We start from the raw sequence: 12,660 nt of genomic DNA on the forward strand, positions 1-12,660 counted from the left end.
GGCAGGAGGGAGGCGGGATCGGTGCCGCGCCGACGGGACGCGGCACCGATTCGGATCAGCGCATATTCTCCTGCAGCAAACGGATGATGCGCTGGGCGCCCTCGGTGCGGTCGGGCTCGCCCTCGGCATCGAGCACGCTCACCCTGGATTCGGTATCGTTGCCCGTCACCTTGATCCGATACTGACGAACCTCGTCATCCTTACCCTTGCCGCGCCAGAAGGCCATGCGCGAGAAGAAGCCGGGTTTCTCCTCCTTCCCCGGAGGCGGCGCGGCCATGGTGGCCCCCGCATCCCGACCGGAATAGCGCACGTAGTAGAGGCCGTCCGACTGATTGCGGTCCTCGACCGCGAAACCGGCCCGATCGAGCGCCGTCCCGGTCAGACGCCAGGCGCGCCGGTATTCCTGCGGGATCACCAGCACGGGCAGACCGCCCTGGGTCTCGAGCCGACCCACGGGCGCCTGGGAGGCAGACCCGGACGGGGCCGAGGTCGCAGCGGCCGCGGTCCCCTGAGGCGCCCCCAGATAGACCATGAGACGCCTCAGCATCTCGGCCTCCTTCTCGGTATCCGTTCCGCTCGGCTCCCAGATGGTGCGGCTGCCGTCGCCGATGGCGTTGGTCACCAGCTTCTCGGCCATGCCGCGGTGGGTGAGATGGATATCCGTCGTCCCCGACTTCCGGCCCTCCTCGATGCGCAATGTGTACTGGTCGCGGGTGGAGGTCGAATAGACCCCCTCGACCACCTTGCTCATCATGCGGGTCACGAAGTCCTTGCGGATCTCGGCGCGGTTGTCGAGCCAGTCGGTGCGCATGACGCCGACCGCCGGATCCTGCTCGACCAGCAGAATGCCCTGCTGACGCCAGAAGTCCATCACCCGCGGCCAGACCTGACCGGGCGAGCCGTCGACCTGGAGCCAGCGGTCGTCGCCGCTGCGCTCGAGCTCGACGTTCGACGTCGTCGGCAGCACGTCTCCCCTGTCGGCGACCTGGCGGCGATGCTCGCGACTGCCGCTATATTCGGAGTAGGTCGTGGGCTCGCCGGCGGCACCCGGGATGTCCAGCGCGTCGTCGAAGGTCCCGGACGTCAGATCCGGCGGGACCTCCAGATTCTCGCTGGCCTCGCGCTGCTTCTTATAGACGAGACGCTGATCGGGAACGGCATCCTTGAGGTCGGTCGAGCAACCCTGGAACAGAGACACCAGGAATAGAACGGCCAGCGCACCGACGAATCCGAACTCGGGTCTCGAGACGGGCGACCTCTCATTCATGATGCCCAGCCTGTTGACAATACTCAACATGTTCACATTGCCGATCCTGTTCACATTGCTGTTCCTGAAAAACTCCCGTTGGGAAGGGCGTGCTCAGCGCAGGCCGGCCCGCTCCATCGCATGACGGACACGCGCATGGTATTCCTCGGAAAGCCGCGTCAACGGCAGACGGATGCCGCTCGGACAGAGCCCCAGCTCGGCCGCCGCCCATTTGACGGGGATCGGGTTGGATTGGACGAAGAGCTCGCGATGCAGCGGATCGAGCTCCTGATTGACGGAGAGGGCGCGCTCGCGATCCCCTGACAGCGCCGCCTCGCACATGAGGTGCATCTTGTGCGGCGCGACATTGGCGGTCACCGAGATGACCCCGTCGCCGCCGAGCAGCATGAAATCGCAGGCGGTCGCGTCGTCGCCGCTGTAGAGGGCGAAATCCGCGCCGCAGCCCTCGCGCAGAGTGGCCACCCGGCTCAGATCGCCCGTGGCCTCCTTGAGTCCGACGATATTCTCGACCTCGGCCAGGCGGACGACGGTCTCGGGCAGCATGTCGCAGGCCGTGCGCCCGGGGACATTGTAGAGGATCTGCGGGATGTCGACGGCCTCGGCCACCGCCTTGTAGTGCAGATAGAGCCCTTCCTGGGTGGGCTTGTTGTAATAGGGCGTCACCAGCAGGGCGGCATCGGCCCCGGCATCCTTGGCGCAGCGGGTCAGGGCGATGGCCTCGGTGGTCGAATTGGCCCCCGTCCCGGCGATCACGGGCAGACGTCCGGCCGCGAACTCGACCGTGCGGGCGATGACGTGGCAATGCTCGTCCTCGTCCAGGGTCGCGGACTCGCCGGTCGTGCCCACGGCCACGATCGCCGACGTCCCCTCGGAGACATGGAAATCGACGAGACGTTTCAGGCCGGCGTCGTCGATCCCACCATCCGGATGCATTGGCGTGATAAGCGCAACGAGGCTGCCGCGAAACATGCTCGAACTCCACTAAATGAATGCAAAGGGCGAAAGACCGCATGGTAGCTTGCGCGACCATCGGGACACAACCGAAGCAATCTGCAGAAGAACGGAGACGGAGAGTCCCCGGAGGGTCGCGATGGTCGGACCCGAGATCCGCGACCCCTTCACCAGGCTCGCTCCCCCGATCCGGCCATCGGATCGCATCAGACGAAGGCGGATTGACAGAGCGTCAGGAGCGCCGCCGGGAACATACCTAGGGCCAAAAGCGAGAGACCGTTGAACGTCATGGCAACGCGCACGCCGCCGGTCGTCGCCAAGACAGGGGCGTCCTCGGCGGGCTTGTCGAAATAGATGTATTTGACCACCCGCAGATAATAGAAGGCGCCGATGATGGAGAAGAAGACGGCGACCAGGGCCAGCCAGACCATGTCGATCCGCACCACGGCCTCCAGCACCAGCAGCTTGGCCATGAAGCCCACGGTCGGCGGCACGCCGGCCATGGAGAACATGACCAGCGCCATCATGGCCGCGTACCAGGGGTCGCGGTCGTTCAGCCCCTTGAGATCCTCCAGACGCTCGGCGTCGAAACCGGTCCGGCTGAGGATGATGAGGATGCCGAAGGCGCCGGTCGCCATGACCGCGTAGACGATCGAATAGAACATGGCCGCCGCATAGCCCTGATCCGACCCCGCGAGCAGACCCAGGAAGATGAAGCCCACGTGCGAGATGGTCGAATAGGCGAGCATGCGCTTGATGTTGGACTGGGCGATGGCGACCAGATTGCCGAGCCCCATCGAGAGCACCGCCAGGATGACCAGCATGTCGCGCCAGTCGGCGTGCAGGCCCTGCATGGCGTCGATCAGGATACGGACGGCCAGCGCGAAGGCCGCGATCTTGGGCGCGCTGCCGAGGATGAGCACAGCCGGGGTGGGCGCGCCCTCGTAGATGTCTGGCACCCACATATGGAAGGGCACGGCGCCGAACTTGAAGCCGATGCCGATCACCATGAAGACGATGCCGAACACCAGGACCTTGTTGGACATGCCCTGCTCGGCGATGGCCTGGGCGACCGGACCCAGCTCGATCGAGCCGGTGGCGCCGTAGACCATGGAGATGCCGTAGAGCAGCATGCCCGAGCCCAGCGCGCCCAGCACGAAGTACTTCATGGCCGCCTCGGCCCCGCGCTTGGAGTCGCGCTCGAAGGCGACCAGGGCGTAGAGCGACAGGGCCTGGAGTTCGAGCCCCAGATAGAGGGTGAGGAAGCTGTTGGCCGAGACCATGATCAGCATGCCCAGCACGGCGAGCAGGCCCAGCACGTAGAACTCGCCGACCAGCATGCCGCGGTCCTTGAGCCAGGGACGCGCGTAGATGAAGGCCAGCAGGCTGACGACGAGGATCGCGCCCTTGAGCAGATCGCTCATGGCGTCGCGGACCAGGTTGCCGTCGAACAGGATCTGGGTCTCGCCGCCCCCGACGAAGCCGGTCAGCAGCAGGGCGACCACCAGCCCCAGGAGCGACAGGCTGTGATTCAGCCCCTTGTTGCGCTCCTCGAGATAGAGATCCAGGACCAGCACCGTGCTCGCGGTCACCAGGACGGCGATCTCAGGCAGGATGGGCAGCAGATTGGCGGCGTCGAATGACATAGCTAGTTCCAATTCTCAATGGGGCATCGCCCGCTGAATCCGCGGGGGTCACTCCGAGCGCACGGCAACCGCCGCAACCGCCTCGGGGCGCATCAACTCGCACTGGCCGCGCTCGGCGTCGGGCAGTTTGCAGACGCTGACCTGGGTCACCAGGTTCTCGACCGTCGCGTGCATGACGTTCATCAGGGGCGCGGGCCAGAGACCCAGGGCCAGCACGGCGGCCGCCAGCACCCCCAGGTTGATCCGCTCGCGAATGTCCAGATCGGCCAGCGCGGCGACCTTCTCGTTCTTGACCTCGCCGAAGACCACCCGCTTGACCATCCAGAGGGTGAAGGCCGCGGCCAGGATCAGGGTCGTGGCGGCCAGGAAGGCCCACCAGAAGTCCGCCTTGAAGGTGGCCAGGATGACCATGAACTCGCCGACGAAACCGGAGGTCCCGGGCAGACCGGCGTTGGCCATGGCGAAGTAGACCATGAAGGCGCCGAACCAGGGCATGGTGTTGATGACGCCGCCGTAGTCGGCGATCTCGCGCGAATGGACCCGGTCGTAGAGCACGCCGACGCAGAGGAAGAGCGCGCCCGAGATGAATCCGTGCGAGATCATCTGCACCATGCCGCCCTCGATCCCCATGACCGAGCCGCTGTCGACGGCGGGGTTGGCCAGGATGCTGAAGACGATGAAGAAGCCCAGGGTCACGAAGCCCATGTGGGCGATCGAGGAATAGGCGATCAGCTTCTTCATGTCCTGCTGGACCAGCGCCACGAAGCCGATGTAGACGATGGCGATCAGGGACAGGGCGATGATGAGCCAGTCGAGCGAGGCGCTGGCGTCCGGCGTGATCGGCAGCGAGAAGCGCAGGAAGCCGTAGCCGCCGATCTTCAGCATGATGGCCGCCAGGATCACCGAACCGCCGGTGGGCGCCTCGACGTGGGCGTCGGGCAGCCAGGTGTGCACCGGGAACATGGGCACCTTGACCGCGAAGGCCAGCAGGAAGGCGATGAAGATCAGGGTCTGGGCCGTCATGCCGAGCTGCAGCGAATGGAAGTCCAGGATGCTGAAGCTGCCCGACTGGAAGTACATGTAGATCAGCGCGATCAGCATGAAGACCGAGCCGAAGAAGGTATAGAGGAAGAACTTGATGGTCGCGTAGACCCGGTTCGGACCGCCCCAGACCCCGATGATGATGAACATCGGGATCAGCATCGCCTCCCAGAAGACGTAGAAGAGCACCGCGTCCAGGGCCGAGAAGACGCCGACCATGATGCCGTCCATGATGAGGAAGGCGGCCAGGTACTGGGTCTGCTTGTATTTGATCACCTCCCAGCCCGCGATCACCACGAAGATGGTGATGAAGGTGGTCAGCACGATCAGCGGCATGGAGATGCCGTCGACGCCCAGGAAATACTCGACGTTGAAGGTCGGGATCCAGGGCGAGCGCTCGACGAACTGCATCTGCGCCGTCGAGGCGTCGAACCCGATCCAGAGTCCGAGACTCACCAGGAAGGTCAGGGTGGCGAAGGCCAACGCCGTCCATCTGGAGAGGTCCCTGGATTTCTCGCCATTCGCCAGGACCACCAGACCGCCGAGGATGGGCAGCCAGATGGTCAGCGTCAGCAGGGGGAAATCGTTCATTCGGAGTCGTCTCCCTTCGGCGTCAGAAGGTCACGAAGACCGTCAGCAGGCCGACCAGCCCGACGATCATCGCAATCGCATAGTGGTAGAGATAGCCGGTCTGCAGATGACGGGCCTGTAGCGCGAATCGACCGACCGTGCGCGCCGAGCCGTTGACCACGGCGCCGTCGATCAGGGCGCGGTCGCCCGTCTGCCAGAACAGACGTCCCAGGCGGCGTCCGCCGCCGGCGAAGACGCGCTGGTTGAAGTCATCGAAGCCGTACTTGTCCTGCAGGACGCGGGTGACGGGACCGCCCAGGGCCTGGAGCTGATCGTCGATGCGCGGATTCCATTTGTGGATCAGCCACCAGACGATCGTGGCCATGATGAGTCCGGTCATCGCCAGGATGAACGGCAGGCCGCCGAGACCATGATGCACGAACTCCGCCTGGCCGTGCCAGTTCTCGCGCAGATGGTGGAGCGTGTCGTGCTCGTGGGCGACGACGATGGGATTCCAGTCGCCCGACGCCCACCAGTCGCCGATCAGCATGGGCTCGATGGCGTACCAGCCGATGAAGACGGACGGAATGGCCAGCATCAGCAGGGGCAGGGTCACCACCCAGGGGGTCTCGTGCAGATGATGCTTGGTGTGCTCGTCCATGCGCTCCTTGCCGTGGAAGACCAGGAAGTACATGCGGAAGCTGTAGAGCGCGGTCACGAAGACGCCCGCGGTGAGCAGCAGCGACGCATAGCCCGAGCCCGTGACCTGCGAGGCATGGACCGCCTCGATGATGGCGTCCTTGGAGAAGAAGCCGGAGAAGCCGGGGAAGCCGATGAGCGCGAGCGTGCCGAGCAGGGCCGTCACCCAGGTGATGGGCATGTGCTTGAACAGCCCGCCCATGTCGCGGATGTCCTGCTTGTGGTGCATGGCGATGATGACCGAACCGGCGGCCAGGAACAGCAGTGCCTTGAAGAAGGCATGGGTCATGAGATGGAAGATGCCGGCGGCATAGGCCGAGGCGCCGAGCGCGGTGACCATGTAGCCGAGCTGCGACAGGGTCGAATAGGCGACCACACGCTTGATGTCGTTCTGCACCAGACCGATCAGCCCCATGAAGAAGGCGGTGGTGGCGCCGACGATCAGCACGAAGCTCAGCGCGGCCTCGGAGAGCTCGTAGAGCGGCGACATGCGCGCCACCATGAAGACGCCCGCGGTGACCATGGTCGCGGCGTGGATGAGCGCCGAGATGGGGGTCGGACCCTCCATCGAGTCGGGCAGCCAGACGTGCAGCGGAACCTGGGCCGACTTGCCCATGGCGCCGATGAAGAGCAGGACGCAGATGAGCGTCATGAGCGAGACGCCGCCGAAGAGATCGACCTGGGTCTCCGCATGCCCGGGCGCGGCGCCGAACACCTCGACATAGTCCATGGAGCCGAAATACATGCCGACCGCGGCAATGCCGAGGATGAAGCCGAAGTCGCCGACCCGGTTGACCAGGAAGGCCTTGAGGTTGGCGAAGATGGCGCTCTCGCGGGTCGACCAGAATCCGATCAGCAGATAGGACACCAGACCCACGGCCTCCCAGCCGAAGAACAGCTGCATGAAGTTGTTCGACATCACCAGCATCAGCATGGAGAAGGTGAACAGCGAGATGTAGCTGAAGAAGCGCTGGTAGCTGTTCTTGCCCGTGAGCGCGCCATGCGGCCAGTTGTGCTCGTCGTCGGCCATGTAGCCGATGGTGTAGATGTGCACCATGAGCGAGACGAAGGTCACGGTCGCCATCATGACCGCGGTCAGCTTGTCGATCAGGAAGCCGACCTCGAAACGCATGCCGTCCGAGACCATCCAGGTATAGACGGTATCGTTGAAGACGGGCTGATCGCCCCAGATGAAGCGCGACAGCACCCACAGCGACAGTCCCGCCGAAACGGCCACGCCGGCAATGGTCGCCCGATGCGCGCCACGACGGCCGATCCGGCCACCGAAGAAGCCGGCGACGATGGCGCCGATCAGCGGCGCGAGCACAATGGTCAGGTAGACGTTTTCCATTCGTTCGCTCTAATTCGCTCGTGTTACGACAGCCGCGACCCTAGCCCTTGAGGGCATCGAGGTCCTCGACGTTGATGGTTCTCCGGTTGCGGAACAGGACCACCAGGATGGCCAGGCCGATCGCGGCCTCGGCGGCGGCGACCGTCAGGATGAAGAAGACGAACACCTGCCCGGTCATGTCGCCGAGGAAGTGCGAGAAGGCGACGAAATTCATGTTGACCGCGAGCAGCATCAGCTCGATGCACATCAGCAGCAGGATGACGTTCTTGCGGTTGAGGAAGATGCCCGCGACCGAGATCGAGAACAGCAGCCCGCCCAGGACGAGATAGTCGGACAGTGCGATCATGATGTCTCTCCGCTTTCCGTGGTGGGGGACGCGCCGAAGGGTTCCTCGACCTCGGGCGCCATCTTGACCAGACGGATCCGGTCCGGTCCCTTCTTCACCCGGACCTGGCGCGCCGGATCCACCGACTTGTTGTCGGGGCGGCGGCGCAGGGTCAGGCGAATCGCGGCGACGATGGCGACCAGCAGGATCACGGCGGCGATCTCGACCGGATAGATGTAGATGCTGTAGAGCAGGATGCCCAGATCGCGCGTATTGGTGGCGTCGGCGGGCGCGGCGTCCGGCGGCGGAAAGGCCTCTAGGCCGAAGTTCGCCGGTCCCACGATGAGGAAGATCTCCACCGCCATCACGCCCGCGACCAGCAACCCGAGCGGCAGCGCCCGGATGAATCCGGCGCGCAGCGCCGCGAGGTCGACGTCGAGCATCATGACGACGAAGAGGAAGAGCACCATCACCGCGCCGACATAGACCAGCACCAGCACGATACCGAGGAACTCGGCCTCGATGAGCACCCAGAGTGCCGCGCTGCTGACGAAGGCCAGGACCAGGAACAGCACGGCATGCACCGGATTGCGCCGGGTGATGACCATCCCCGCCGCCCACAGGGTAATGAGCGCGAAGACGTAGAAGAGGAATTTTTCAAAGCCCATGATTCGTCCCGATTAGCGATAGGGCGCGTCGGCCGCGCGGGCGGCGGCGATATCGGCCTCGTACTGATCGCCGATCGCAAGGAGCTGGTCCTTGGTCATGACGTTCTCGCCGCGATTCTCGAAGTGATACTCGTAGACCCCCGTCTCGACGATGGAATCGACCGGACAGGACTCCTCGCAGAATCCGCAATAGATGCACTTGAAGAGGTCGATGTCGTAGCGCGTGGTGCGGCGCGTCCCGTCGGCGCGCGGCTCGGCCTCGATGGTGATGGCCAATGCCGGACAGACGGCCTCGCACAGCTTGCAGGCGATGCAGCGCTCCTCGCCGTTGGGATAGCGGCGCAGTGCGTGCAGGCCGCGGAAGCGCGGCGAAATGGGCGCCTTCTCCTCCGGGTACTGGACCGTGAACTTGCGGCGGAAGAAATAGGCGCCGGTCAGACGCAGCCCCTTGAACAACTCCACCAGCAAGAGGCTTTGGAAATAGTCGCGTGCGGTTTTCAGCATCCTCGTTCTCCCGGTCAAGCCGACCACCAGGGCGGCAGTCGGTAGACCACCGCGAGCGCCACGACCAGGATCCAGACGATCGTGATCGGGATGAAGACCTTCCAGCCCAGGCGCATGATCTGGTCGTAGCGGTAACGGGGAAAGGTCGCCCGCAGCCACAGGAAGACGAACATGAAGAAGAAGGTCTTGAGCAACAGCCAGTGGAAGCCGTCGCCGAGCAGCCAGAGATCCCCGACCCAGGCCTGCGGCAGCGGCGACAGCCAGCCACCGAGGAACATCAGCGACGTCAGGGCCGCGATGAGGATCATGTTGGCGTACTCGGCCAGGAAGAAGACGGCGAACCCCATGCCCGAATATTCGACGTGGAAGCCGGCCACGATCTCGGACTCGCCCTCGGCGACGTCGAATGGCGCACGGTTGGTCTCGGCCACGCCCGAGATCAGATAGACCCCGAACAGCGGCAGCAGCGGCAGCCAGAACCAGGTCAGGAGGCTACCCTGCTGGGCCGCGACGATGGCCCCTAGATTGAGGCTGCCGGCGGCCACCAGCACCCCGACCAGGGCGAAGCCCATGGCGATCTCGTAGGCGACGATCTGGGCCGCCGAGCGCATGGCGCCGAGCAGGGCGTAGCGCGAGTTGGAGGCCCAGCCGGCGATGATGACGCCGTAGACCCCGAGCGAGGTGAGCGCCAGGATGTAGAGCAGCCCGGCATTGATGTCCGCCAGGACCAGTTCCTCGTCGAAGGGAAACACGGCCCAGGCCGCCATGGCCGGCGCGATGGCGATCATGGGTGCCAGCAGGAAGAGCGTCTTGTCCGCCTTGGTGGGGATGACGATCTCCTTCATCATCAGCTTCACCGCGTCGGCGATGGGCTGCAGCAGCCCGCGCCAGCCGACGCGGTTCGGCCCGATGCGGATCTGGATATAGCCGATCACCTTGCGCTCGGCATAGGTGTAATAGGCCACCAGCCCCAGCAGGGGCAGCAGGATGGCGGTGATCTTCAGCAGAATCTGGATCACCAGCGGGAGTGCGTTCCAAAGTTCGGTCATCTTGGTCGTCTCGTCTCGCCAGTGGCCTAAGGGTTTTTCACGCGCTCGAGACTGATCGGCCCCATCAGCGGCCCGAGCGTCTCGCCGCCGGGCAGACCGCCCGGAATGCGCGCGCAGCCCATCGGCACGTGATCGTCGAGGATGACGCGGATACGCACACCCGACTTGCCTTGCTGCGCATAGAGTAGGGTGCCCGGACCGAAGCCATCCTCCGCCGCCTGCGCGGGATGCAGATAGACGGCGAATTCGCCGCGCGCCAAGGGCACCTCCTGCAGCGGCGCCGAACGTCGCGTCAAGGGGTCGAGCGCATAGACCGGGATGTTGCCGATCCGCGTCAGACCGGCCCGCGCCGGGCTCGTAGGCTCGGCCTCGCAGTCGCCGCGCGGGGCGTTGGCGTCGTACTGGACCTCGGCGCACAGGGCCGCCAGCTCGGACTGCACCTCGGCACCGTCGCGGTATTCGAAGCCATTCAGGTCCAGCAGGTTGCCGAACACGCGCAGCACCTTCCAGCCGGGCCGCGCCTCGCCGGGGGGCGGAACCGCGCCCTGAAAGCGCTGCCAGGTTCCGTTCGCGTTGACGAAGGTCCCCGAGGTCTCGGCGAAGGCGCCGATCGGCAGCATGAGGTCGGCGGCGCTGTCCAGACCCGGGCCGCGGAAGGCGGAGCAGGCGATGACGAACTCGGCCTCGCCGAGCGCCTCCGCGGCACCGGCCGCGTCGACCAGATCGCGATCGGGCTCGAAGCCCCAGAGCACCAGCGTCTTGAGGCTGCCGTCGAGCATCGCGGCAACCGAACGGCCCGGGGCCTCGCTCGGCTTGGCGCCGGGCAGACGATCCGGATGGGCGCCAGCCAGATAGGCGCCGACGCTGTTGGCCGCCGCGGGCAGATAGCCGACCCGGCATCCGGCCGCGGCGGCGATCGCATGGGCCAGGACCTTGATGAGGCTGTAATCGGGATGGGTCGCCGCCAGCGCACCGAGCAGCACGACCGCTTCCTGTTCGCCTGCCTCGCGCAATGCGGATGCCGCCTCGGCATGCGCCTCGGTGGGCTCGGCGGCGCCGATCAGATCGTTCAGGGCGGAAGAACCACGCGCATCGAGCGACTTGGCGATGGCCGCCAGGTCGTCGAGCATGGCCGCGGGCGTGCCGACCAACTGGCTGGCCGGGTGATTCAGGTTCAGCTTGAGCGGATTGACGCAGCAGACCGTCGCACCGGCCAGGGCCGCCTTGCGCAGACGATGGGCCAGCAGCGGCTGCTCCTGACGGATGTCGCTGCCGACGAGCAGTACGGCCTTCTGGCGCTCCAGCTCGGCGACCGGCAGTCCGAGGGTCGGCACCAGCGGATCGGCCGCGTCGGCGCGGAAGTCCTGCTGGCGCAGACGGTGATCGATGTTGGCGCAGCCGAGATCGCGCGCGATCCGCTGGGCCAGATACAGCTCCTCAAGGGTCGCGTTGGGCGCCAGCAGCCAGCCCGTCTCGGCGGGATCGGCCCCTTTGAGGCGCTTGGCCGCCAGTTCGAGCGCGTCGCTCCAGCCGATCTCGCGCCAGACGCCCTCCTCCTTGACCATGGGCGCGGTCAGACGATCATCCGACTCCAGACCGGCATAACCGAAGCGGTCGCGGTCCGAGATCCAGGTCTCGTTGACGGCCTCGTTGTCGCGCGGATGCACCCGCATGATGCGGTTGCGGCGCACGTGCAGGCGGATGTTCGAGCCCAGACCGTCGTGCGGCGCGATGCCGTCGATCCCGCTGAGCTCCCAGGGACGCGCGGTGAAGCGGAACGGCTTGGAGGTCAGGGCGCCCACCGGGCAGAGGTCGATCACGTTGCCCGAGAGCTCGTGCGTCACCGCCTGACCGACGAAGGTACCGATGCGCATGTCCTCGCCACGGCCGGTCGCACCCAGCTCGCGCACCCCGGCCACCTCGGCGGCGAAGCGCACGCAGCGGGTGCACTGGATGCAGCGGGTCATGTCGGTGGCGATCAGCGGCCCCAGGTCCTCGTCCTCGACCACCCGCTTGCGCTCGCTGAAGCGCGAAACGTCGCCGCCATAGCCCATGGCGACGTCCTGGAGCTCGCATTCGCCGCCCTGGTCGCAAATGGGGCAGTCCAGGGGGTGATTGATGAGCAGGAACTCCATCGTCCCCTTCTGGGCCTCGATGGCCTTGGGCGAACGCGTCCACACCTTGAGTCCATTGCCGACCGGGGTCGCGCAAGCGGGAACGGGCTTGGGGAAAGGCCGGCCGCCCTGCTCCGCCTCCACCAGACACATCCGGCAGTTGGCCGCAATGGACAGCTTCTTGTGATAGCAGAAGCGTGGGATCGAGATGCCCTCGCGGTCCGCGACCGCGATGATCATCTCCCCCGGCGCCGCTTCACAGTCGCGGCCGTCGATCTCGATGGTGATCTTGTCCGTCATTTAGGTCTCTCGATCGGCACCAGCTGCACGGGTCCAGCGGATCCGGCCGACTGAATCGGCCCTGCGAACGCATACGCGGCCCGCTGCATCCGCCACGGCGAATACTGCCTGATTTCAAATTAAGCCAGTCGGACGCAATGCACTCGCGCGCCCGGCGGCGGAAAGAGCGATCGGG

Annotated in this window: 10 protein-coding genes; all 10 read right to left on the reverse strand. The window is 65.6% G+C overall.

All coding sequences use genetic code 11. The annotated features are described in order from the left end of the window. Positions 1-55: 55 nt before the first annotated feature. Positions 56-1,267, reverse strand: coding sequence for an outer membrane protein assembly factor BamC (gene bamC, locus D779_RS11490; RefSeq protein WP_052348079.1), 1,212 nt, complete (start codon positions 1,265-1,267; stop codon positions 56-58). A gap of 93 nt (positions 1,268-1,360) precedes the next feature. Beyond that, positions 1,361-2,236, reverse strand: a complete 876-nt coding sequence (gene dapA / locus D779_RS11495) for a 4-hydroxy-tetrahydrodipicolinate synthase (RefSeq protein WP_043754016.1) — start codon at positions 2,234-2,236, stop codon at positions 1,361-1,363. 188 nt (positions 2,237-2,424) lie between these two features. Further along, complete coding sequence (gene nuoN, locus D779_RS11500) at positions 2,425-3,864, reverse strand: NADH-quinone oxidoreductase subunit NuoN (protein WP_043754017.1); 1,440 nt, start codon at positions 3,862-3,864, stop codon at positions 2,425-2,427. Between the two features lie 48 nt (positions 3,865-3,912). Then, on the reverse strand, positions 3,913-5,496 hold the full coding sequence (locus tag D779_RS11505) for an NADH-quinone oxidoreductase subunit M (protein ID WP_043754019.1): 1,584 nt from the start codon (positions 5,494-5,496) through the stop codon (positions 3,913-3,915). Between the two features lie 22 nt (positions 5,497-5,518). Next, positions 5,519-7,525, reverse strand: a complete 2,007-nt coding sequence (nuoL, locus tag D779_RS11510) for an NADH-quinone oxidoreductase subunit L (protein WP_043754021.1) — start codon at positions 7,523-7,525, stop codon at positions 5,519-5,521. Between the two features lie 40 nt (positions 7,526-7,565). Then, the gene (gene nuoK / locus D779_RS11515; protein WP_043754023.1) at positions 7,566-7,871 is read right to left on the reverse strand and encodes an NADH-quinone oxidoreductase subunit NuoK; all 306 of its coding nucleotides are present in this window, start codon (positions 7,869-7,871) and stop codon (positions 7,566-7,568) included. After that, positions 7,868-8,518 (reverse strand): NADH-quinone oxidoreductase subunit J, encoded by a 651-nt coding sequence (locus D779_RS11520; protein WP_043754033.1) that lies wholly within the window; start codon positions 8,516-8,518, stop codon positions 7,868-7,870. The genes nuoK and D779_RS11520 overlap by 4 nt, the downstream gene beginning before the upstream one ends. Before the next feature lie 12 nt (positions 8,519-8,530). Continuing rightward, positions 8,531-9,022 (reverse strand): NADH-quinone oxidoreductase subunit NuoI, encoded by a 492-nt coding sequence (nuoI, locus tag D779_RS11525; protein ID WP_043754034.1) that lies wholly within the window; start codon positions 9,020-9,022, stop codon positions 8,531-8,533. A gap of 14 nt (positions 9,023-9,036) precedes the next feature. Continuing rightward, positions 9,037-10,071 (reverse strand): NADH-quinone oxidoreductase subunit NuoH, encoded by a 1,035-nt coding sequence (nuoH, locus tag D779_RS11530; RefSeq protein ID WP_043754036.1) that lies wholly within the window; start codon positions 10,069-10,071, stop codon positions 9,037-9,039. Between the two features lie 26 nt (positions 10,072-10,097). Further along, complete coding sequence (nuoG, locus tag D779_RS11535; protein WP_043754038.1) at positions 10,098-12,485, reverse strand: NADH-quinone oxidoreductase subunit NuoG; 2,388 nt, start codon at positions 12,483-12,485, stop codon at positions 10,098-10,100. Between the last annotated feature and the right edge of the window lie 175 nt (positions 12,486-12,660).

The sequence above is a fragment of the Imhoffiella purpurea genome (assembly GCF_000585215.1).
GTDB classification, from domain to species: Bacteria; Pseudomonadota; Gammaproteobacteria; order Chromatiales; family Chromatiaceae; genus Imhoffiella; species Imhoffiella purpurea.

Coding starts and splice junctions, on each gene's coding strand:
- bamC (WP_052348079.1), bottom strand. CDS start 1,267: ATGAATGAGAGGTCGCCCGTCTCGAGACCCGAGTTCGGATTCGTCGGT.
- dapA (WP_043754016.1), bottom strand. CDS start 2,236: ATGTTTCGCGGCAGCCTCGTTGCGCTTATCACGCCAATGCATCCGGAT.
- nuoN (WP_043754017.1), bottom strand. CDS start 3,864: ATGTCATTCGACGCCGCCAATCTGCTGCCCATCCTGCCTGAGATCGCC.
- D779_RS11505 (WP_043754019.1), bottom strand. CDS start 5,496: ATGAACGATTTCCCCCTGCTGACGCTGACCATCTGGCTGCCCATCCTC.
- nuoL (WP_043754021.1), bottom strand. CDS start 7,525: ATGGAAAACGTCTACCTGACCATTGTGCTCGCGCCGCTGATCGGCGCC.
- nuoK (WP_043754023.1), bottom strand. CDS start 7,871: ATGATCGCACTGTCCGACTATCTCGTCCTGGGCGGGCTGCTGTTCTCG.
- D779_RS11520 (WP_043754033.1), bottom strand. CDS start 8,518: ATGGGCTTTGAAAAATTCCTCTTCTACGTCTTCGCGCTCATTACCCTG.
- nuoI (WP_043754034.1), bottom strand. CDS start 9,022: ATGCTGAAAACCGCACGCGACTATTTCCAAAGCCTCTTGCTGGTGGAG.
- nuoH (WP_043754036.1), bottom strand. CDS start 10,071: ATGACCGAACTTTGGAACGCACTCCCGCTGGTGATCCAGATTCTGCTG.
- nuoG (WP_043754038.1), bottom strand. CDS start 12,485: ATGACGGACAAGATCACCATCGAGATCGACGGCCGCGACTGTGAAGCG.